This is a genomic window from Kribbella sp. NBC_00889 (assembly GCF_045207705.1).
GTDB lineage: Bacteria > Actinomycetota > Actinomycetes > Propionibacteriales > Kribbellaceae > Kribbella.
In genome coordinates this window covers 5,616,356-5,636,923 of the sequence record NZ_CP108783.1, presented here as the reverse complement: position 1 = coordinate 5,636,923, position 20,568 = coordinate 5,616,356, and the positions used below count along the sequence as shown (strand labels likewise).

Annotated in this window: 23 protein-coding genes and 1 pseudogene; 11 read left to right on the top strand and 13 right to left on the bottom strand. The window is 69.1% G+C overall.

From position 1 onward, the window contains the following. Positions 1-2 precede the first annotated feature (2 nt). Positions 3-1,028, top strand: a complete 1,026-nt coding sequence (locus OG817_RS27455; RefSeq protein ID WP_406047497.1) for a LacI family DNA-binding transcriptional regulator — start codon at positions 3-5, stop codon at positions 1,026-1,028. 89 nt (positions 1,029-1,117) lie between these two features. Here the strand turns inward: OG817_RS27455 and OG817_RS27450 are convergent, their stop codons facing one another. The 3 genes from OG817_RS27450 to OG817_RS27440 are packed head-to-tail and all read right to left on the bottom strand — an operon-like array spanning position 1,118 to position 3,256. Then, positions 1,118-2,146 carry an aldo/keto reductase gene (locus tag OG817_RS27450; protein WP_406047496.1) on the bottom strand — a complete coding sequence of 343 codons (1,029 nt, stop codon included), beginning with the start codon at positions 2,144-2,146 and terminating at the stop codon, positions 1,118-1,120. Positions 2,147-2,171: 25 nt separating this feature from the next. Then, complete coding sequence (locus tag OG817_RS27445; RefSeq protein ID WP_406047495.1) at positions 2,172-2,690, bottom strand: SRPBCC family protein; 519 nt, start codon at positions 2,688-2,690, stop codon at positions 2,172-2,174. Beyond that, on the bottom strand, positions 2,687-3,256 hold the full coding sequence (locus OG817_RS27440; RefSeq protein ID WP_406047494.1) for a TetR/AcrR family transcriptional regulator: 570 nt from the start codon (positions 3,254-3,256) through the stop codon (positions 2,687-2,689). The genes OG817_RS27445 and OG817_RS27440 overlap by 4 nt, the downstream gene beginning before the upstream one ends. 77 nt (positions 3,257-3,333) lie before the next feature. On the opposite strand from OG817_RS27440, the gene OG817_RS27435 reads away from it, so the two are divergent. From OG817_RS27435 to OG817_RS27425, 3 genes are read left to right on the top strand one after another with little or no spacing between them, the layout of a single operon-like run. Beyond that, positions 3,334-4,536 (top strand): MFS transporter, encoded by a 1,203-nt coding sequence (locus OG817_RS27435; protein ID WP_406047493.1) that lies wholly within the window; start codon positions 3,334-3,336, stop codon positions 4,534-4,536. Between the two features lie 3 nt (positions 4,537-4,539). Next, positions 4,540-5,037 carry a MarR family winged helix-turn-helix transcriptional regulator gene (locus OG817_RS27430; protein ID WP_406047492.1) on the top strand — a complete coding sequence of 166 codons (498 nt, stop codon included), beginning with the start codon at positions 4,540-4,542 and terminating at the stop codon, positions 5,035-5,037. Next, positions 5,037-6,284 (top strand): MFS transporter, encoded by a 1,248-nt coding sequence (locus tag OG817_RS27425; RefSeq protein ID WP_406047491.1) that lies wholly within the window; start codon positions 5,037-5,039, stop codon positions 6,282-6,284. Before OG817_RS27430 ends, OG817_RS27425 begins: the two co-directional genes overlap by 1 nt. Here the strand turns inward: OG817_RS27425 and OG817_RS27420 are convergent. Genes OG817_RS27420 through OG817_RS27410 form a run of 3 tightly spaced genes read right to left on the bottom strand, consistent with a single transcriptional unit; the run spans position 6,281 to position 8,598 of the window. Continuing rightward, entirely contained in the window at positions 6,281-7,240 is a 960-nt protein-coding gene (locus tag OG817_RS27420) for a formylglycine-generating enzyme family protein (protein ID WP_406047490.1), read from the bottom strand. The genes OG817_RS27425 and OG817_RS27420 overlap by 4 nt on opposite strands. 34 nt (positions 7,241-7,274) lie before the next feature. Then, on the bottom strand, positions 7,275-8,162 hold the full coding sequence (locus OG817_RS27415) for an LLM class flavin-dependent oxidoreductase (protein ID WP_406047489.1): 888 nt from the start codon (positions 8,160-8,162) through the stop codon (positions 7,275-7,277). Next, positions 8,155-8,598: a GNAT family N-acetyltransferase gene (locus OG817_RS27410; protein ID WP_406047487.1), complete on the bottom strand. Its 444-nt coding sequence runs from the start codon at positions 8,596-8,598 to the stop codon at positions 8,155-8,157. Before OG817_RS27410 ends, OG817_RS27415 begins: the two co-directional genes overlap by 8 nt. Before the next feature lie 26 nt (positions 8,599-8,624). On the opposite strand from OG817_RS27410, the gene OG817_RS27405 reads away from it, so the two are divergent. Genes OG817_RS27405 through OG817_RS27395 form a run of 3 tightly spaced genes read left to right on the top strand, consistent with a single transcriptional unit; the run spans position 8,625 to position 11,279 of the window. Further along, positions 8,625-9,257: a hypothetical protein gene (locus OG817_RS27405; RefSeq protein WP_406047486.1), complete on the top strand. Its 633-nt coding sequence runs from the start codon at positions 8,625-8,627 to the stop codon at positions 9,255-9,257. 22 nt (positions 9,258-9,279) lie between these two features. Then, the gene (locus OG817_RS27400; protein ID WP_406047485.1) at positions 9,280-10,290 is read left to right on the top strand and encodes an alcohol dehydrogenase catalytic domain-containing protein; all 1,011 of its coding nucleotides are present in this window, start codon (positions 9,280-9,282) and stop codon (positions 10,288-10,290) included. After that, positions 10,287-11,279, top strand: coding sequence for a Gfo/Idh/MocA family protein (locus tag OG817_RS27395; RefSeq protein WP_406047484.1), 993 nt, complete (start codon positions 10,287-10,289; stop codon positions 11,277-11,279). The genes OG817_RS27400 and OG817_RS27395 overlap by 4 nt, the downstream gene beginning before the upstream one ends. A 44-nt stretch (positions 11,280-11,323) precedes the next feature. Here the strand turns inward: OG817_RS27395 and OG817_RS27390 are convergent, their stop codons facing one another. After that, a complete protein-coding gene (locus OG817_RS27390; protein ID WP_406047483.1) occupies positions 11,324-13,600 on the bottom strand; it encodes a DPP IV N-terminal domain-containing protein in 2,277 nt (758 codons plus the stop codon). A 32-nt stretch (positions 13,601-13,632) separates the two neighbouring features. Next, complete coding sequence (locus tag OG817_RS27385) at positions 13,633-14,298, bottom strand: hypothetical protein (RefSeq protein WP_406047482.1); 666 nt, start codon at positions 14,296-14,298, stop codon at positions 13,633-13,635. A 225-nt stretch (positions 14,299-14,523) separates the two neighbouring features. Between OG817_RS27385 and OG817_RS27380 the strand changes: the two genes are divergently transcribed. Next, positions 14,524-15,354: a helix-turn-helix domain-containing protein gene (locus OG817_RS27380; protein WP_406047481.1), complete on the top strand. Its 831-nt coding sequence runs from the start codon at positions 14,524-14,526 to the stop codon at positions 15,352-15,354. Here the strand turns inward: OG817_RS27380 and OG817_RS27375 are convergent. The 3 genes from OG817_RS27375 to OG817_RS27365 are packed head-to-tail and all read right to left on the bottom strand — an operon-like array spanning position 15,253 to position 17,143. After that, complete coding sequence (locus OG817_RS27375; protein WP_406047480.1) at positions 15,253-15,966, bottom strand: 2OG-Fe(II) oxygenase; 714 nt, start codon at positions 15,964-15,966, stop codon at positions 15,253-15,255. The genes OG817_RS27380 and OG817_RS27375 overlap by 102 nt on opposite strands. Before the next feature lie 14 nt (positions 15,967-15,980). Then, the gene (locus tag OG817_RS27370) at positions 15,981-16,625 is read right to left on the bottom strand and encodes an HAD family hydrolase (protein WP_406047479.1); all 645 of its coding nucleotides are present in this window, start codon (positions 16,623-16,625) and stop codon (positions 15,981-15,983) included. After that, positions 16,625-17,143 (bottom strand): dihydrofolate reductase family protein, encoded by a 519-nt coding sequence (locus OG817_RS27365; RefSeq protein WP_406047478.1) that lies wholly within the window; start codon positions 17,141-17,143, stop codon positions 16,625-16,627. The genes OG817_RS27370 and OG817_RS27365 overlap by 1 nt, the downstream gene beginning before the upstream one ends. 93 nt (positions 17,144-17,236) lie before the next feature. Between OG817_RS27365 and OG817_RS27360 the strand changes: the two genes are divergently transcribed. The 3 genes and pseudogenes from OG817_RS27360 to OG817_RS27350 form a co-directional block, all read left to right on the top strand. Beyond that, positions 17,237-18,118 carry a LysR family transcriptional regulator gene (locus OG817_RS27360; protein WP_406047477.1) on the top strand — a complete coding sequence of 294 codons (882 nt, stop codon included), beginning with the start codon at positions 17,237-17,239 and terminating at the stop codon, positions 18,116-18,118. A gap of 108 nt (positions 18,119-18,226) precedes the next feature. Next, positions 18,227-18,640 (top strand): hypothetical protein, encoded by a 414-nt coding sequence (locus tag OG817_RS27355; protein ID WP_406047476.1) that lies wholly within the window; start codon positions 18,227-18,229, stop codon positions 18,638-18,640. A gap of 78 nt (positions 18,641-18,718) precedes the next feature. After that, a pseudogene (locus OG817_RS27350) lies at positions 18,719-19,027 on the top strand (hypothetical protein); the annotation flags it as partial. On the opposite strand, the gene OG817_RS27345 reads toward OG817_RS27350, so the two are convergent. Both OG817_RS27345 and OG817_RS27340 read right to left on the bottom strand, forming a co-directional pair. Then, positions 19,008-19,976, bottom strand: a complete 969-nt coding sequence (locus tag OG817_RS27345; protein ID WP_406047475.1) for an alpha/beta hydrolase — start codon at positions 19,974-19,976, stop codon at positions 19,008-19,010. The pseudogene OG817_RS27350 and the gene OG817_RS27345 overlap by 20 nt on opposite strands. Next, a complete protein-coding gene (locus OG817_RS27340; protein ID WP_406047474.1) occupies positions 19,973-20,506 on the bottom strand; it encodes a hypothetical protein in 534 nt (177 codons plus the stop codon). The genes OG817_RS27345 and OG817_RS27340 overlap by 4 nt, the downstream gene beginning before the upstream one ends. Positions 20,507-20,568 lie beyond the last annotated feature (62 nt).

The following is a 20,568-nucleotide window of genomic DNA, read 5'->3' as shown; positions in this document are numbered from 1 at the left end:
CCATGAAGAAGGCATCCACCGTGGTGACGATGGCCGACGTGGCGCGGTCCGCGGGGGTGTCCACGATGACGGTCTCGAACGTGATCAACGGCCGGCCGCGGGTCGGTGCCGCGACCCGGGAGAGGGTCCTGGCCTCGATCAACGAGCTCGGCTACCAGGTCAATCTGGCCGCCCGGCACCTGCGCGCCGGCCGCACCGGCGTGGTCGGCCTCGCGGTTCCGGAACTCGAGCGCCCGTACTTCGGTCAACTGGCGGGCCGGCTCGCGGATCGCTTCGAGGCGCAGGGCCTGCGGATCGTGATGGAACGGACCGGCGCCAGCCGCGAGGGCGAGATGGACGCGGTCGCGTTCTCCCGGCTCCGGATGTACGACGGCCTGATCCTCAGTGTGGTCGACATCGACCCGGCCGAACTGGCGCAGATCCGCACCGACGCGCCAGTGGTGATGATCGGTGAGCGGGCGCTGCCGTCGGGGTTCGACCACGTGATGATGGACAACATCGACGGGGCCCGGCAGGCGACCGCGCACCTGCTCGCCACCGGTGCCCGCCGCGTCGCGATGCTCGGTGGCGATCCGGCCGGTTCGGCGAACATGCCGTCCCTGCGTGCCGAGGGCTACGCGCTCGCGCACACCCAGGCCGGCGTACCGATGGATCCGGACCTGACCGTCCGGTGCCAGTTCCGCCTTCAGGACGGGTACGACGAGGTCCGGCGACTGCTCGAGCGGGGGATCGGCTTCGATGCCGTGTTCGCACTCACCGATCTCGTCGCGATCGGCGCCTTGCGCGCGCTGGCCGACGCCGGGCTGCGGGTGCCGGACGAGGTCCAGGTGGTCGGCTTCGACGACATCGACGAAGCGCCGTACCTGGTCCCGTCGTTGTCCACCGTCAACCCGGGGCACGAGGAGATGGCCGACGCGATCACCGCGCTGCTGCTCGCCCAGCTCAACGGCGGCCCGACCCGCGACCCGCAGGAACTGATCGTGCCGGCGCACCTGATCGGGCGCGGCACCACCAAACCCATCGCCTAGCAGCACGTGGACCTCCTGTCTCTACAGGAGGTATATCGATAAACGGCCCGCTGGGCAAGACGAGGGCACGTCCTGCCCAGCGGATCAGCTCACTCCGTCAGCAACTTCTCGATCTCCGCCAGTTGCTCCTCGCGGAGCGGACCGAACGACATCGCGGCCGCGTTCTCCTCGGCCTGTGCGACGGTGCGGAAACCAGGAATCGGGACGGTCCGCGCGCTCCGCGCCCACAGCCACGCGAGCGCACCCTGTGCCAGCGTCCGGCCGTCGCTTTCCAGTACGTCCCGGATCGCCGACACCTTGTCCCACCACTCCGGAGCCGGTACGCCGCCCTTGTCGAAGAAGCGCAGCCACGACGGCGGCAGCGTGCGGATGTCCGCGCCGGTGGCCGGCCGATCCGCGGCGCGGCGGCCGAGGATGCCCATGCCCAACGGCGTCCGGTTGATGCTGGCGAGATCGGCCCGTTCGCAGAGCGCGAAGAAGTCCGACGCATCGTGCAGGACACTCGCCTCGTGCTGCACCGCCGAGCAGTGCTCGCCCTCGGCGAAGAGCTCCGCGCTGTGCAGCGTGTCAGTGCTCCAGGCGTAGCTGCGGATCAGTCCTTCGCGGACCAGGTCCTCGCACGCCTCCCGCAACGGCAGCGCGATCTCGTCGCTGGTGTCGAAGTGCAACTGGTACAAGTCGATGTGGTCGGTGCCGAGCCGGTCGAGCGACGCCCGGACAGCCTTGTGCAGGTACTCGACCGAGCCGTCCTGATGGTGCATGACTCGCGTCGACTCGTCGAAGGTGTTGCCCCACTTGGTCGCGATCACGACCTCCCCCCGCCGCCCCTCGAGAGCCTTGCCGAGCACTCGCTCGCTGTGACCCGCGCCGTACACATCGGCGGTGTCGAAGAACGTCACGCCGAGGTCGATCGCCCGCCGGATCGCGCGCACCGACTCCTCGTCGTCCACTTCACCCCAGCCCAGCGGGTCGCCGGCCGGATTGCTGAACGGACCGCCGATCGCCCAGCACCCGAACCCGACCGGGCTGACCTCGATCCCTACTCGTCCCAACGTGCGCATCTCCATGACACCGACCCAACCAAGGATCGCTTCATCGGTCCAATGAATCTTTTCCACACTGTTGATGCGAATGGTGCATGGATCAGGAGCCGGTCGCGCGGGCGGCCAGCGCGTGGTTCATCGCGACGAACTGGGGCTCGATGGTGCCGGAGAGCATGGAGCGGGTGAAGGGGACGGCCGCGCCGCGGAACGTCTCCTGCTGGATCAGCCGGGTGTGGCCGTCGGGCAGCGCCTCGAGGCGGAACGAGTGCTCACCGTCGAAGATGCCGCCGAAGCCGACCTTGCCGATCCAGCGCAGTTCCTTGCCCGGCTCGACCACGAGCAGCTTGGGCGAGAAGGTGAGCTCCTTGCCGTCGGTGTCGCGCAGGACGTTGGTGATGGTCCCGCCGGCCGTCAGCTCACCGGTGGAGGACACGATGAACGGGTTCCACTCCGGGTACGCCTGCCGGTCCGCGAGCACCTTCCAGACCTGCTCCGGTGGCGCGGCGATGTCGAGCTCGGTGTGCAGCACGAACGGCCGGACGATCGTGTAGACGGTGTACCCGGCGAACAGGACGACAAGGGTGCCGAGGGCAACCAGGATCTTGCGGCGCTTCTTCATGACTTCTCCGGATCAGGTCCGAGGGTGCTGTGCACCAGCTCCCTCACGTAGGCGGAATCGATCGGCTCACCCGTGACGAGGAGCCGGTAGTACAGCGGCCCGACCAGCTGGTCGACCAATACGGCGGGAGAGGCGTGCCCAGGGACGAGACCGTCCGCCTGGGCCCGCCCGATGATCGCGGTGACAGCCGCGTGCCGCTCACCCCAAAGGGCACGGACACTCTCACCGACCCGCGGCTCCCGAGCCGCGGCCGCGGCCAGATCGGCGATCAGGGTCGTCGGTACGGCGCTCAGCGTCGTGGCGATGCCCGTCACCAGCTCGGTGAGGTCGCGGCGCGGGTCGCCGCTCGGCTCGAACGGCACGGCAGCGCGTAGGCCGGTGATCATCGCGATCACCAGTTCGGCCTTGGACGGCCAGCGGCGGTAGAGCGTCGTCTTCGCCACGCCGGCCCGGTCCGCGACCCGGTCGACCGACAGACCGTCGTACCCACCGGCTCGCATCTCGGCCATGGCGGCCTCGAGCACGCGTGCCTCGACGCCGGCGTCCCTCGGTCGTCCTCTCACCATTTCTCTATTTTCGCTACTGCGGTATCGAAAAACAAGGCTGACATCGATTGTCAGTGATTGATGGCAGCGTCGGGCGAGTGATCAGATCGCACAGACTGCTGCTGCCCGCAGCCTTCATCACGTCCCTGGGGAACAACATCCAACTGATCGGCGCCGCGCTGCTGCTCGTCCAGGCGCAGGGGTCGATGCTCGACGTCGGCTGGCTGTTCATCGCCGTCGCCGTGCCGCAGGCGGTGTTGTCGCCGTACTTCGGCCGGCTGGCGGATCGGCTCGACCGGCGGTTGCTGTGGATCGGCTGCGACGTCGTCAGCGCGGTCGCGGCGCTGGGTCTGCCGATCGGGCTGGCCGTCGGCGCGCCGCAGCAGGCCGTCGTCTACGCGAGCAACTTCGCGCTGGCCGTGGTGGCCGCGCTGTTCATGCCGGTGAGCGCCGCGTTGGTGCGGGAGCGAGTGCCGGCGCCGGAGTTGCGCCGCTTCAACGGGCACTACGAGATCGCGTTGCAGAGCGGGATGTTGCTGTCGGCATCGGTCGGCGGATTCGCCTTGCAGTACTTCGGTTCCACGCCGCTGTTCGTGTTCAACGGGATCACGTTCGTTGCCTCGGCGCTGCTTGTTGTTGCCGTCGGCGCCCGTCGCCGGCGGTCGGGGGCGTCGGTCGAGGCGCCGTCGGTGACCAAGCGAGTGGTGGCCAGGTTGCCGGTCGGAGCGCTGGCGTTGCTCTACGGTCAGGGGCTGGTGGTGGTGACGGTGTTCAACGCGCTGCTGCCCGTCCTGATTGTCGGTGAGTGGCATCGCGGTGCGGCTGTGGTCGGTGTCGTGGACGCCCTCGGGGGTGCCGGGTTCCTGCTCGCCGCGATGGCCTACCGGCGTTCCGTCGTACGGCTGGGTGATCTGCGGGTCGCGCTGATCGGGTTCGTCGGGTGCAACGCGTTGCTTGTGCTGCAGCCGCTGTTCGGTGTTGGTGCGCTGATGGGACTCGTGCTCCTCGGCGCGTTCGTGTTCGGCCAGGCCAGGATCGCGACGCGTCTGCTGCTGATGACGTCGGTGGACGAGTCCCAGGTCGGGCGCGCGTTCGGTGTCGCCAACGGCTACGGTCTGGCCACGACGGTCGTCGTCATGCTGGTCACGTCCGCGATCACGGACCGCACCGGCACGCACTACGGCTTCGCGGCGCTCGCGGGCATCAGCCTCGCCGCCGCGGTGCTCGCCGTCGTCTGGATCCGCAGGGCGAGCCGCCGGGCCGAATCTGACAGAACTTATATAAGTGCTGTTACGATCTAGGGCATGGACGATCCGACCGAACAGAGTCAGTGGCGTGGCCTGTACCAGTTGCAGGCCCGGATGGATGCCGAGATCGCGCGCATCTACACCGAGCGGCAGATCAAGGGCCTGAAGCCGACGTACGTGATGGAGCTGCTGCGGCTGCAGGCCAAGGGGCCGATGACGATCACCGAGCTGGCCGAGTCGGTCGGCCGTACGCATTCGGCCCTCAGCCAGAAGGTGTCCGCGATGCGCACCGCGGGTCTGGTGCGAACCGTGCCGGGGACCGATGCTCGCAGCAAGAAGGTCACGCTGACCGCCAAGTCCAAGGCCATCGTCGAGCTGCTCGCGGCCGAGTGGCGGGCGACGGAGGCGGCGATCACCGAGCTGGAGGCGGAGATCCCGTATCCGATGACGCAGGTGGTCCGTGACGTCGAGGAGGCGCTGGCGCGGAAGAGCTTCCGCGACCGGATCGCGGAGAAGCTGCAGGGATTCGAGGGCGATCCCTCGCCGAAGCAATGATGCGGGCGTTCATCGACCTGCGCCCGCTGCGGGTCTCGCCGGCGTTCCGGCGGCTCTGGGCCGGGCAGATGCTGTCCGCCTTCGGCGGGCAGTTGGCCTTCGTCGCGGTGATGTTCCAGGTGTGGGACGAGACCTCGAGTGCGGCGTGGACTGGTGCGGTCGGGTTGTCGAAGGCCCTGCCGTTGATCCTGCTCGGGCTGTTCGCAGGTGCGGCGGTCGACCGGTTCGAGCGGCGGCGGTTCTACCTGATCACCACGACTGGGCAGCTCGTCACGGCGGGCCTGATGGCGAGTCAGTTGATCATCGGTTCGGTGCCTGTCGGCGTACTGCTCGGGCTGGTGGCCGCGCAAGCGGCGTTCGGCGCCGCGAGCGGGCCGGTGGCGCGGACCGTGCTGCCACAGTTGCTGCCGCGCGAGTTGCTCTCCAGCGGCATCGCGCTGAACCGGATCGCCTTCCAGGGGCCGATGTTGATCGGGCCCGCAGTGGGCGGCCTCGTGGTGAGTGCCTGGGGGACCGGGGCCTGCTACCTGATCGACTGTCTCAGCTTCATCGCCGCCTTGTACGGCGTACTCGGTCTGCCGAGACTGCGGGTCGCGGCGGTGGCTCGGGCGGGGTTGCGGGGTGTGCGGGACGGGTTGGCGTTCCTGGTGTCGACGCCGGTGATCCGTGGAGCGTTGATCACTGATCTCGCGGCCACGGTTCTCGCGATGCCGGTCAGCCTGTTCCCGGTGATCAACGCGGAGCGGTTCGGCAACGATCCGCGGACGCTCGGGCTGTTCCTGACCGCGATCGCGGTCGGTGGCGTGGCGGCATCGGTACTGTCCGGTGTCTTCACCCGGCTGCCGCGGCACGGCGTGGTGATGCTGGTCGCCTCCGCCGCCTGGGGGATCGCCCTGCTGCTGTTCGCGTTCGCGCCGACGGCCTGGCTCGCGTTGGTCTTCCTCGCCCTGGCCGGTGCCGCCGACACGGTGTCTGTCGTCTCGCGCAGCACGATCATCCAGTTGCACACGCCGAACGAATTGCTCGGTCGCGTCACCGCTGCGGAACAAATAGTCGGTCAGGCGGGGCCGGACCTGGGCAACCTCCGCGGCGGTGTGGTCGCCCAGTTGACGTCACCGGTGGCCTCGCTCGCGTCCGGCGCCATCCTCTGTGTCGTCGCGGTCGCGGCGGTGGCCGCCAGTACTCCGGGCCTCCGGCAACCGGCGCCCGAGGAGCAACTGGCGCCCGAGGAGCACCTGGCCGACTAGGCCGGCGGGGTGAGCGCGACGGTGCGGAAGCCGGCGTTGCCCATCGACGACTCCGGGGTGTTCGACGAGCGGGCCGAGTTGCGGTAGCGGTTGCAGTACGAGTCGTGGCACAGGTACGAGCCGCCGCGCATCACCCGGGCGGCGCCGAGGGATGGGCCGCGCGGGTCCTCGCCGGGGGTGAACTTGTAGTACCGCGGGCCGAACCAGTCCGCGCACCACTCCCACACGTTCCCGACCGTCTGCCACAGGCCGTAGCCGTTCGGCGTGAAGGTGCGGACCGGCGCGGTCGTCAGGTAGCCGTCCTCGAGATCGTTGCGCTCCGGGAACACGCCCTGCCAGATGTTGCAGCGCCACTCCCCGTCAGGCCCGATCAGCTCGTCGCCCCACGGGTACCGGGCGCCCTCGAGTCCGCCGCGGGACGCGTACTCCCACTCGGCCTCCGACGGCAGCCGCCGCCCGGCCCACGAGCAGTACGCGACCGCGTCGTTCCAGCTCACGTGGACGACCGGGTGGTCGTCGAGCCCGTCCAGATCCGACAACGACCCGCCCGGATGACGCCAGTCGGCGCCGCGCACCCCAGCCCACCACGGCGTACCCGAGGCCGGACCCATGAACTCCGCCGGCTCGGTCTTCAAGGCCAGATGGAACACCGCTGAGAAGCCGAACGTCTCGGCTTCCGTCCGGTACCCGGTCGCCTCGACGAAGCGCTCGAAGTCCTGGTTGGTCACGCTCGTCGCATCGATGCTGAACGGCTGGAGCTGCACCTGGTGGACAGGCACCTCGCCATCACCGGTGTTGCCGTCGCCGGTCCCGTCACCCATCGCGAACTCGCCACCCGCCAGCGCCACCTGCTCGACCTCATGCCGCCCTGGCTCGGCGGCCGGTACGGGAGGCGGCGCCGAGATCCCCACCACCGGGCGGGACGGCGCACAACAGGACGGATGTTCCTCGCTCATACCAGCCAGGATAGGTTTAGCGCCCTTCTCGCAGTCAGCCCAGGCTGGGCGGACCCTGCTCGATGCGGCGCAGGACCGGGTCAAGGCGGTAGAAGTCGGTGCCGCCGAGGAGCTGGCGCTCGTCCCACCAGGTCGCACCGGCCTCGGCCAGCGGCTCGATCAGCGCGCGTGACCGCGCTGGGTCCGCCGGGCTGATCCCGCCGACGATGACGTCGTACGGCGTGGTCGCGCCGGCGCCCTGGTCGCGGAGAAACGCCATCAGCTCGCGCACCTCCTCGACCGGCGGAGCCTCGCCGTGGTTGGCGCTGCGGAACAGCGGTACGGCGCCGTCCCAGCGGGCGGCGCGGCGCATCGGAGCCTTGCGCGGCCAGTACCCGGCGAGCCAGACCGGCGGCCGCGGCGTCTGAACCGTTGCCGGGAGCAACGTGACCTCATCGACCCGGTAGTGCTCGCCTTGGTGGTTCACAGTCTCGCCGGACCAGTACCGGGCGAGTACGTCGAGGCCCTCGTCGAGTCGCGCGGCCAGCACCTTCGGATCGGTCTCGTCGCCGAAGCTGCCGAACTCGTCGTCGATCGGCCCGCCGAGGCCGGCGCCGAAGATGACTCGGCCGCCGCTCATCCCGTCGAGGGTCGCGACCTGCCGCGCCAGCTGTTCCGGCCGTCGCCGCGCGATCGGCGTCACCAGCGGACCGAGCTTGATCCGCGACGTCGCCAGCGCGGCCGCGGTCAGCAGCATCCACGGGTCCCCGAAGGGCTGACCTTTCCGCCGTTCCTTGCTGTGGACGACGTGGTCCCAGAGGAAGAGTCCGTCCCAGCCGGCCTCCTCGGCCGCGGCGGCCACCCGCGCGACCGTGTGGGCGTCGGCGAAGTCGCCGAAGTTCGGAATGTTGATCGAGAAGCGCACTATCGCATCCTCACTCATCGAGTCGTAGTTCGACGAACGGAATAGTGTCGCCGGGCAGCAGGTACGTCTCCACTTCGACGAATCCGTGCGCCTTGGCGAACCGCAGCCCGTCCTCGTTGCTGGCCAGGATGTGCGTCTCGATGCCGTCACTGACCAGCTCACGGGCGCGCTGCAGGCAGCGCTGATAGATCGCCTCGCCGAACCCACGCCGTCGGTACGCCGGGAGTACTCGGGCGATCACAGTCGCGGCAGCCGTCTCCTCCGACGGTGGTCGCACGGTCGAGTTGCCCACCAGCAGATCGCCGTCGTACGCGACCTCGAGCACGTGTCGCGTCACCCGGCCCCGCACGTCGTCGACCGACAGCGGCGCCGTCGGGATGATCTCGTTGTGCACCCGCTGCCAGTCCAGCAACGTGTCATCGTCACTCACCGACACGATCCGCAGCTCAGCCATCGCCCCAGCGTAGTAGCGTCCCTCTCGTGCGCATCTTGTTCGTGGGGAACAGCTTCACGTCGCGGAACAACCTGCCCGGACTGCTGAAGGGCCTGGCCGGGGCGCGAGGGATCGATATCCAGCACAAACTGATCTCCGCCGGTGGTGCGTCGTTGCGGCAGCATCTGAACGCCGGAAAGGCGCTCGAGGCGATCGCCGGTGGGTCGTTCGACACCGTCGTACTGCAGGAGCAGAGCACGTTGCCGGTCAAGAGTCCGGCGCGGATGCGGGACAGCGTGCGGGACTTCGACGCGGCGATCAAGAAAGCCGGTGCGCGGACCGCGCTCTACCTGACGTGGGCCCGGCGGAACGCTCCCGAAGCGCAGGAGGCGCTGACTTCGGCGTACGCCGGAAGTGCGGTGGAGCTCGGTGCGACCCTCGTCCCGGTCGGCATGGTGTGGGAACGCTTCCTCAGCACCCACGACGAACCCGCCCTGCACGACGCGGACAACAGTCACCCCGCGCTCGCCGGGAGCTACCTCGCGGCCTGCGTGTTTCTCATCGCCCTGCTGAACGAGGACCCGGTGGGCGTCGACGTACCGGTGAAGGGTCTCGACGCGGACACCGCCGCGCTTCTTCGCCAATCCGCCTGGGACATCTGCGAGTCCCTTGCCGGCTGACTACTGAGGAATGGAGTCCGGCATGCCCGTCCCCGCCGTCGTCCCCCGGTTCCGGGGTGACGCGAAGATCGAGTGGACCGACCACGAGTACCGCGAACCGGGTGCCGGTGAGTTGCGGCTGCGGATCGCCGCGAACGCCATCTGTGGCACCGACCGGCACGAGTACTACGACGGCAGCCCGATCGTCCCCGGCCACGAGGCCGCCGGCATCGTCGCCGACGCCGGTCCCGGGACGACGACCGCGCCGGGCACCCGGGGCGTCGTCTACCTGATGGACTTCTGCGGCGAGTGCCGCAGCTGCCGGGTCGGCGCGACCAACCAGTGCTTCGCCAAGCGCGGCGACGTCGGCCAGAACACCGACGGCGGCTACGGCCCGTACGCCGTCGTGCACGAGAGCAACTTCTTCCCGATCGGCGACGAGCTCGACCTGCCGACCGCGACCATGCTGCTCGACGTGATGGGTACCAGTTCGCACGCGCTCGGCCGGGCCCAGCTGATCCGCCCCGACATCGAGAGCATCTTCGTCGCGGGAGCCGGCCCGATCGGTCTCGGCCTGCTGGTGATGGCGAAGGTCCGGTTCGGCACCGACTTCCCGGTGTTCGTCTCCGACGTCAGCAACTGGCGGCGCACGTTCGCCGAGAGCCTCGGTGCGGTCAGCTTCGCGGCGGACGACCGGGACGGCATCATCGCCGCGGGCGCCGACATGAGCTTCGACTCTTCCGGTCGGCAGGCGGCGCGCGAGCTCGCACTCGCCGCGAGCAGCCGCCGAGGCGGACTGATCTGTGTCGGTCATGGCGAGGGGTTGTCGCTCGACGTGTCGCGCGATCTGATCGCGCCCGAGCGGGCGGTCATGGGGAGCGAATACTTTCGGTACGACGAACTTCCCGAGAACCTCGAACTCCTCCGAGCGCAGACGGACTACATCGGCAAGGTCATCACCCATCGTCTGCCCGTGAGCGAGTTGAGCAACGCGTTCGAGCTGTTCTTCTCCGGTCAGACCGGCAAGGTCGTCATCACCCAGGAGATCGGATGACGGTGCGCGTTGCGGTGGTCGGTGCCGGGGGCTGGGGCCGGCAGCACGCCCGGATCTTCTCCGGCCGGAGCGACTGTGAGCTGGTCGCGATCGCGGCGCGGACCCCGTCGAGTGCGGCCGAACGGGCGGCGGAGTACCGGACGGCGCCGTACACGGATCTCGGCGCGATGGTCAAGGAGACGCGGCCGGACCTGGTCACGGTCTGCCTGCCCAACGAGGGGCATTTCGAGCCGACGCTCGCGCTGATCGACGCGGGCGCGAACCTGCTGGTCGAGAAGCCGCTGGTGTTCGACCTGGCCGAGGCCGACGAGCTCCTGCGCCGGGCCGAGGATCGCGGGATCTTCTTCGGGATCAACTTCAACCACCGGTACGCCGAGCCCGTCGTCCGCGCGCAGCGGGCGATCCAGGACGGCGTACTCGGCGAACTGCTCTTTCTCACCTGGCGGTTCGGCGGCGAGGCGAACTACGGGGAGTCGCCGCACGCGAACCTGATCGAGACGCAGTGCCACGGGTTCGACATGCTCGAGCATCTCGGTGGGCCGATCCGGTCGATCGCCGCGCAGATGACTCGCAAGACGTACGGGGCGTACAGCACGGTGGCGTTGGCGCTCGGGTTCGAGAACGATGCCGTCGGCACCATTCTCGGCAGCTACGACTCGTCGTACGCCTATCCGGACAGCCAGCTGATCGAGATCAACGGCACCGCGGGCCGTCTCACGATCCACGACACGGTACGGCGTCTCACGCTGTCCCGGGCCGGGGACGAGACGAGCAGTGTGTGGGAAGCGGGCTACTTCAACGACGAGGCCCGCTCGTTCCACTCCACCTTCGACCGTCACGTCGACCACGTCATCACCGCCCTCCAGACCGGCGCCCCACCCCCCATCCCCGCCACCGTCGGCCGCCGAGCCCTCCAACTGGCCCAAACCGCCATAGCCTCCTACGAACGCAGAACCCGAGTAGACACAGAAGAATTCGCCCCGGCCTGAACCCGGGAGGGATGCCCAGACATCCCTCCCGTCGACCGGAACGCTCAGGCGAAGAGGTCGGCTAGTAGTTCTGGGCTGAGGGTTATGGGGGCGGGGCGGTAGGTGGCGGGTTGGGTGCCGGTCAGTTCGCGGACCAGGAAGTCCCAGGAGCGCTTGCGGACGTAGGCGAGGCAGTCGATCAGAGTGTGCTCGGCCCCGGGGACGATGAGCAGTTCGAAGTCCTTGTCTGCGGCAACGAGTCGGTCGGCCAGCCGGAGCGTGTGGTGCGGGTGGACCTGGTCGTCCATCTCGCCGTGGATGAGCAGGAGCTTGCCCGCCAACCGGTCCGCGATATCCACGTTCGAGGCAGCAGCCCAGGCCTCGGGGTTGTCCGCTCCGTCGTACGTCTCCGCGAAGCCCAGGTTGAAGTAGCGGAGGTCGTGCGAGCCGGACATGGCGACGCCGGCCTTGTACACCTCGGGGAAGTCCAGCATTGCCCGCGCAGCCGCGAACCCGCCCCCGGAGTGACCGAACACGCCCACCCGGTCCAGGTCCATCCACGGCCGGGTCTCGGCCAACTGCTGCAGCGCCGCGACATGGTCGGCCAGCGAGCCGGCGTCGGCCACGTGACCGTACGAGGCATCGTGGAAGGACTTGCTCCGCCCAGGAGTGCCGCGGCCGTCCAGCGCGATCACCACGAAGCCGAGCGCCGCGAGCGGTTCCGCGTCGAGGCCCATCCCACCGGGGTCGAAGCCCGGCGCGACCCGGTTGACCTGCGGGCCTGGATAGAGGGTGTCCACCACCGCATACCGCTGCGCGTGATCGAATCCCCGCGGCCGGTACAGCACGCCGTAGATGTCCGTCACCCCGTCGGCCGCCTTCACGCGGAACCGTTCGGGCGCCGTCCAGCCGGTGGCGGTGAGCTTGCCGATGTCGGCGCGCTCGAGCTCGACCACCACCCGCCCGGTCCAGTCGACGACGCGCGACACTGGCGCGACGTCAACGGTGGACGCGGAGTCGATGAAGTACGCCGGGTTGGCCGCCGGCGTGACGACGTGATCCAGCTCGTCGTCGGTGACCTTGGCGAAGCCGGTGCCGTCCAGACCGACGCGGCACACCGTACGCCGGTACGGATCGTCGTCAACCAGCCCGGACGCAACGAAGTACACCACGCGCTCGGCCTCGTCGACGCGCAGGATCTGCCGCACCGCCCAGTGCCCGGAGGTGACCTGCCCCAGCAGTTCGCCGGTGTGCAGGTCGTACCGGTCCAGGTGGCCCCAGCCGTCTCGCTGCGAGTACCACAGCACCTCGTCGGCCAGCACCTGCACGATCGGTGGCTCGAACAGCCACTGGTTGGGTTCGACCCTGGTGTCCCCGGTCTCGCTGACCACAGTGGTGACCTGGCCGGTGGTCGGGTCCAGCCGGTACAGAGTGAGCGTGCGCAGGTCGCGGGGCCGGTCGAGGTAGTACACCGCCGAGCCGTTCTGAGCCCACCACGCCCACTTGGCCATGATCGGCGACACCTGCGGCATCAGGAGCGGCGCGGTCTGTGCGCGGACCACGGTGCCCTCGGCAACGTCCAGTACGACCAGCTCGGCCTGCGGCATGTGCTCGTCGCCGGGGTACGCGTACCGCTGGGTGTGCAGGACCGGTGCGCTGCCGTCGGCGGGCCTGGCCTCCACGAGGTGGGTCTGCCGGACGTTGCGCTCATCGGTCCGGTGCGCCAACACCTTCGTCGAGTCCGGCGACCAGGCCACCGCGGGCGGCATGTACGGCAGACCGATCTTGCGCAGCAAGGTGCTGTTGCCGGTGCTGGCCGGGCCGGCGCCGTACTGGTAGTCGGGCTCGCCGTCGGTGGTCAGCGCCCACTCGCGCCCGTCGGACAGCGAGCGCGCCCACAGGTCGTGCCCCCTCCGGGAAACCGCGACCTTGTTGTCCGGCGATGGGACCTCCAGCGGGTTGCCCGGCGGCGTGAACTCCGCCCGCTCGCAGGTGTAGGTGTCCAGGCTGCAGCGCCAGTACTCGCCGAACGCGTCGAACTCGACGGCGTTTCCTGCGAGTGCGATGCCCATGAACGGAAGGGACTCAGGGTCGACCTCTTGCCCGGAGGCCGCGGTCAGCGCGGCGGCGATGCGAGCGTGGTCGAAGGCCGGTTCGCGAGTGCCCGCCGCCGGGTCGACCAAGACGAACCGCTTGCCGGCGCCGGTGCTCACGGCGTACCAGAACCGGGCGCCTCCGTCGATCCACTGCGGCCTGACCTTGTCGCCGACGACGAGCTCGCCGGGGCGGGCGGGTCGGCGGAGGAGCTGCTCGGCGGCTTGGTAGTCCTGCGTGGTGGTCATTCTCTGGGTTCCTTGTCGGTGATCGGTGCGCTTCAGAGGCTGTGGGCGGTGATGTCGCCCTGGGTGGTGGTGGCGTGGATGGTCAGGTCGGTCGCGTCGCCGGTGTTCTTGAGCGAGTTCTGGATCCGGCCGACGGTGGTGCCGGCGTCCAGCGAGGCGGACACTCCGGCCGCGGTACCGACCGACACGTTGCCGACCTGGGTGCGTAGTACGACGTCGCCGCGCACTGCCTCGGCGATCGTGATGTCGCCCTTCGCGGTGGTGATCTCGGCGGAGCCGTTGAGACGGCCGACCGAGACGTCACCGGCTTGGGTGGCCAGGCGGAGGCTCGCGGCCTCGTCGATCTTGATCGCGCCGTGCGAGCTGTCGTAGGTGACGTCGCCGAGGCGTCCGACGCCGCGGAACTCGGCGCTGGCCGCCTTGGCCTCGATGCCGGAGCCTGCGGGGAGCTGGACGGTCACCTCGATGGACCCGGAGCTGCCGAGGATCTGGGTGGTCGTCGGGGCCTCGATCCGCAGTACGCCGTCGGCGTACTCGACCGTGGTCTGCTCCGCGAGCTTCACGTCGCGGCTCTTCGAGGCGTTCGACGGCCGGACGTCGACAGTGGTGTCGGAACGGTCGGCGGCGATGAACTGAAGGCGTCCTGCCGGGATGTCGAGGACGGTGGAGATCGTGGTGGGGGTGTCGAACTTCTGCATTGTGCTGTCCTCCTGGACCAGTGGTTTCTGACACCGGAAACGCTACGTTGCGTTTGAGAACTTGGCAACACAATCGTTGCGCAGGATCGACATCTGCGTAGGTCAGAACACAACTATCGTTGCAACAGTTCTGGTTTTAATGCAACGCCTGGTGCCGAGATCGTTGCGTTGGAAGGAGAGTGAACGCTATTGTTTCGGCGTCAGCGAAACCGGAGGGAGATCACGATGCCGGGAGGCAGGCTCACCCAGCAACACCGCCAGCAGATCGCGCTGGGGCTGGCCGACGGGCTCGCCTACGCGGAGATCGCCAGGCGTCTCGACCGCCCGACCTCGACGATCACGCGTGAGGTGATGCGGAACGGCGGTCCGACCGCCTACCGTGCCGACCTGGCCCACCGCGCCACCGAACGCCGCGCCCACCAGCGCAGGCAGACCGCTCCACGCGGGCAGCAGGCGCCTCCGCAGGGCCACGGACGTGATGCCGAGGCGGTGCGTGAGTACGAGGAGGCGTTCACCACTCTCGTCATGCAATCCGGCCTGCCGAAGATGATGTCGCGGGTGCTGACGGCCCTCACCATCGCGGACGAGGGCAGCCTCACCGCGTCCGAGCTCGCCCGGCGTCTCCAGGTCAGCCCGGCATCGGTCTCCAAGGCGAGCGCGTTCCTCGAGAGTCAGGGTCTGATCCGCCGGGAACGCGACGAACGCCGCCGCGAGCGGTACGTCGTCGACGCCGACGTCTGGTACCAGTCGATGATCGCCAGCGCCCGCTCGCACGCCCGGCTCGCCGAGACCGCACGGCAGGGCGTCAGCGTCCTCGGCCCAGGCACCCCCGCCGCCGGCCGCCTCGAGAACATCGCCCGCTTCGTCGACTTCGTCGGCGAAAGCATCGCCCGAGCCGCGGAGCAAGCCCGCGAAATCCTCTACTCGGCCCCGGAAGCACCCACACGGGTGGGCTCAGGTCGCGTCGTGGAAGACGAGGCCGAGGGTGTGGCGGTGGCCGGTGTGGATGGGGGACACGCCGTGGCGGACGGGGGAGGCGGACCAGCCTCGAGTTGAGGCGACCGGGCGGTCTCGGGTGGTGAAAACGAGGCCGTGGCCTTGGGGGATGAGGGTCGCCGTACCGCGGGATTGGGCGCGCGGGCGTTGCTCGACCAGGAGGAACTCGCCGCCGGTGTGGTCGACGCCTGGGTCGTTGAGGTTGATCACGACCTGCAGCGGGAAGACCTTGTCGCCGTACAGGTCGCGGTGCAGCGCGTTCCAGTCGCCCGGGCCGTAGCGCAGCAGGATCGGCGTCGGCCGCGTCTGCCCGGCCTGGTGGCACATCTCGAGCCACTCGTCCAACGTGTCCGGCCACTCCGCGTCCCGCCTGAGCTTGCCGTACCAATCCCTTGCTATCGGCAACAACCGCGGATACAGCGCCTGCCGCAACGCCTCCACCGCCTCGGGGAACGGCCGGTCGAAGTACCGGTACTGCCCCTCGCCGAACCGATGCCGCGCCATGTCGATCGTGGCCCGGAACCGCTGTACGTCGTCGTACAGTCGCGCGATCCCGGTCGCCTCCGCGGGCGTCAGCAGCCGCGGCAGCAACGCACACCCGAGATCGTTCACCCCGGCGGTCACCGCGTCCCAGTCCGCCTTGGCCACTCGCTGTGCATATTTGTCGGTCATAGGGATGGAACGGATCAGACCGCCGGAGTGTGAGTCGCAGCAAGCAGGACGTCGAGCAGGTCCGCCATGCTCCGGGCACTCGTGACCTCGAGGTCCGGGACCGGGTTGGCGGCGGTGTCCTCGCTGTGGAACAGCACAGGACGGAAGCCGGCGGCGGAGGCGGCCGCGAGGTTGGTCGGCCGATCGTCGACCAGAACCGTACTCCCCGCTTCGACCCCCGGATGTGCGAGCACGGCGTCGTACGCCGCAGGCGAGGGTTTGCGGGCACCGATCTCGGAGCTGACGAACCAGTGGTCGACGTACGGCTCGAGCCCGAAACGCCTGCGCAAGTGGGCGGACCACGGCCCGGCGTCGTTGGTCAGCACCAGCACAGTCACGTCGGCTGTACGGAGCGACCGCAGCGTGTCGACCGTGCCGACGGTCAACTGATGGCGGCCGCAGTACTCGATATCGGAGGCCGTGTGTCCGACACCGAGCGCCGCCCAGAACTCCTCCGTCGGCAACTCTCCGAGTGTGCAGCGCCGGTACAGCCGGCGGATCTCGTCCTCGCTCGCCGTGCACCCGAGGTCGCGAAGGTAAGGGATCAGTACGCCGCTCACCACGTTCCCGTGCCGGTACAGCACGCCCATGGCGTCGAGGACGACGGCTCGTGCGGCCACTACTTGAGGACCTTGAAGCGGAAGTTCATGCGTTCCTCGGTGAGGACCTCGAGCTTGGTGGGCTCGACGCCGGGGCTGTCGTAGAAGCGCACGCCTTCGCCGAGGAGGACGGGGACGATGTGGAGGACGATCTCGTCGACGAGGCCGGCGTCCAGGCTCAGGCGTGGAACGGTTCCGCCGGTGACCACCAGGTTCTTGCCGTTCGCCGCCTTCAGGCCGTCGGCGACCACGTCGCGGATGTCGCCGGACACGTAGGTGAACTCCGGGATCGGATTGGTCGCCGGGTCCTTGCGCGTGTAGACCAGGACCGCTCCGCTCCACGCACCGCCGTACGGCCGGTTCTCGCCGACGCGGTCGATGCGGCGCCCGCCGCACAGGAACGCGCCGGTGGTGGCGATCACCTCGGCCGCCAGTTCGGACGGCTCGGTCCCGCCGAAACTCCAGTCGAGGTTGTCGTCGCGGTCTCCGATGAAACCGTCGAGGGACATGGTCATGTGCCACACAACTGTGCCGGTCATGGTGATCTCCTTTCGACTACGCACCACCCTGCCGGGACGGGAAGTATGCGTCCAATGCCAATGCGAGCCCGGAATCATAGATACGATCGATCTATGCTCGATCTCGTCCGGCTGCGCGTGCTGGCCGCGGTCGCCGCGCACGGTTCGGTCACCGCGGCGGCCGAGGCGCTGCACTACACCCAGCCCACCGTCAGTCATCACCTCTCCCGGCTGGAGGCCGCGACCGGCGCGAAGCTGGTCCAGAAGGCCGGCCGGGGCATCCGCCTCACGCCCGAAGGCGAGCTGCTCGCCCGTCGCGCCGCGGAGATCATCGGCCGGGTCGACGCCGCCGACGCCGAACTGGCCGAACGGATCGGACTGCAGACCGGCCGGGGCCGGGTGGGCTCGTTCAGTTCGGCGCTCAGCGTGCTCGTTCCACCGGCCGCGGCCGAGATCGGCCGCCGGTACCCGAACATCGAACTCGAGCTCGCCGACGCGCACCCCGTCGTCGCGCACCAGCAGCTGCGCGAGGGGGTGATCGACCTCGCGATCGTCTTCCGGTACGACGATGCCACGCCGGACGACGGCATCCGCTACACCTACCTCCTCGACGACCCGGTGTACCTGCTCAGTAGCCGGAGCGGGGAGACGCTCGCCGACCACCGGGACTCGGCCTGGATCGCGGGCTGCGTGAACTGCCGGCGGGAGCTTCTCGGCCACTGCGCCGACGCGGGGTTCACGCCACGGATCGCCTACACCAGCGACGACATCGTCGTGAAGCAGGCGTTCGTCGCCGCCGGGCTCGGGGTCACGACCATGCCGGGCATGGCGTTGCGGTCACATCTCGCCGAGGGCGTACACGCCACCGAGCTGCCCGTCGTACGCCGGATCTACCTCGCGACGTACGGCGATCCGCCGGACCCGCCGGCCACCGCGGCGTTCATCGAAGCACTGCGCAACGTCACGCCGCCGGGGCCGGTTGGAAGCACGGCGTGATGGGCACCAGGAGCACATGCTGGAGCGTGTCGGGCTGCGGTACAGCCAGATCTGGCGGACAGCCGCAGGCTGCTGGCCGCCATCGGCGTCATCGCGTCACTTGTCTTCGTGTCACCGGCGACCAATCTGGCCGCCTTACTGATCTCGACCATCACCGTCGGCGCGGTCTATGTCAGCTTCGGGCTGGCGCGCGAGTTGCCGGCCGCGGAGCTGATCCGCGCGGCGCCACGCTGGGCCGGGCCCGGTGGGCTGTCGGTCCTGGCCATCTGCGGGTACGCCGGGGCAGTGGGAGCCGAGACGCTGGTCCTGCTCGCACAGCTCTGCCTGGCATGGCGGCGGAGCTTCAAGCAACTGCAGAGTTCGACCGGGCGCGAGCTGCGACTCGGGGTGGCCGACGTCCGCCGGGCGTATCTTGACGAGCTCGAGCGACGGCAGCCCGAGGCGTTCGCCGCCTGGCTCGCCTCCGGTCCGCGCGCGGCCGGCGATCCGGCCAGGTTCTTCACGCATCGCGCCGAGCGCTGACCGCAGACCTGGGTGAGCGACAGACGGGAGAGCTGAGCGGCCAGCACCGACGAGGGCCGGAGTACACGCACGTTCTTCGGGCAACCGCCAGTACTCGCGAACCTCTTCGGGGTCGAACTGTGGGAGCGGTTCTCGTTCTACGGCATGCAGGGCATCCTGCTCATCTACCTGTACTACCCCGCCGACCAGGGCGGACTCGGCATCAGCGAGACGACCGCCACCAGCATCGTCGGCGCGTACGGCGGTCTCGTCTACCTGTCCACGATCCTCGGGGCCTGGCTCGCGGACCGGGTGTTCGGTTCGGAACGGACCCTGTTCTATGCCGCGGTCGTGGTGATGCTCGGCGCGGTGAAGCCGATCCGGCGGCTCATGAACGGCGTGCACTGAACGCCGTCCGCAGGTCGGCTCCGATGAGCTCCACCGCGTGCCGGCCGGCGGACAGTACGGCGGGGAAGTTCAGGAACGCGTGCATGGTGTCGGCATACTCGATCAACCGGTTGGGTACGCCGTCCTGGGCGAGACGACTCGCATAGTTACGGGCGTCGTCCCGGAGCGGATCACACCCTGCCCCGAGCAGGAGCGCGGGCGGTAAGCCTGCCAGCGTTTGAGCACGCAGCGGTACGGCGGTCGCCGGCAACTCGCCGTCCGGGAAGTACTGCTGCGCGGACCACCGGTCGGCGGCGATGCTGAGGAACGTGCCGTCGAAGAGGCGCACCGACTCGGTGTCCTGGTCGTGGTCGAGGCTGGGGTAGCACAGGATCTGCCGGTCGGGGAGTGGCTGGCCGTCGTCCCGTGCAAGCAGGCAAGCACCAGCGGCAAGCGCGGCGCCCGCGCTCTGACCGCCGACCGCGATCCGGCCGTCACCGTTGAGGTCGGCGGTGTGATCGCGCAACCAGCCCAAGGTGTCGCGGACGTCGTGGAGCCCTGCAGGGAAAGGATCTTCGGGTGCGAGGCGATAGTTGAGTGAAACCACGATGACGTTGCCTGCGGCAGCGATCCCGGAGGTCGCGTACTCGATGTCACGCAGGTCGCCGCCGATGAACCCGCCGCCGTGCAACCACAACAGCACGGGCCTCGGCCCGGCCGCGAAGCGATAGATCCGCGCTTGCAGTGTGCGCCCGGGAAGGTCGATGGTGACGTCCTCGGCACTGGTGCGTTGGTCTCGCTCGCCGGCCAGCTCTGGGTCGGGGAGCTCCTGCCGATCGAGCAGCAGCGCCTGGTACGGATCGAGCTCGGGACCGGCCGGTTCGGCAGCGAAGCGCTCGAGCAGTGCGTCGGTCTCGGCTTTGAATGCGGGCAGATCCACGATCTCGATGCCCTCGGCAATGGTACTCACGCCGGCACCGCCGCCGGGGTGAGGTGACGAGCCGCATGCGCGAAGAGGAAACCGTCCGGGGTGGTGCAGACATACTCGGCCAAAGCACCGATACCGCCGCCGAACCCACCGCCAGTCGAAGGATCCGCCCACGAGGCCTCGTCGTACTGCTCGATCTCGGCGAGGAGCGCCGCGCCGACGCTGTGGAAGCGGTGCAGGAGCAGGTCGGAGGGGATGTGCCGGCCAGCCGCGACGCCGCCGACGTTGAGGGCGCTGCCGATCTCCGCCGTCTCCCACCGCGGGTCGAGGCTCCAGTGCAGCCGCCCGGCCTTGGCGTCGCAGAGCACGGCGAGGTTGATCTCGTCCCACATCAGAACGTGTGCGGTCAGGTCGTGCAGCGAATCGCAGAAGTGTCCGAGCGGCCCGGCAGTCACCCGGTACGGCGCCCGCAGTTCGGCCTCGCTCAGTCCGTCGATCCGATCCAGCAACGACCGCTGGTCCGCACGAATCAATCGCGCGGCTTCGGCCGGCGATGTTGTCGGTGTACGCATGCGTTCAGCCAAGCAGGACGGACGACGTACCCCGCGTGGATTGAGCAAAGTCCTCAATCCAC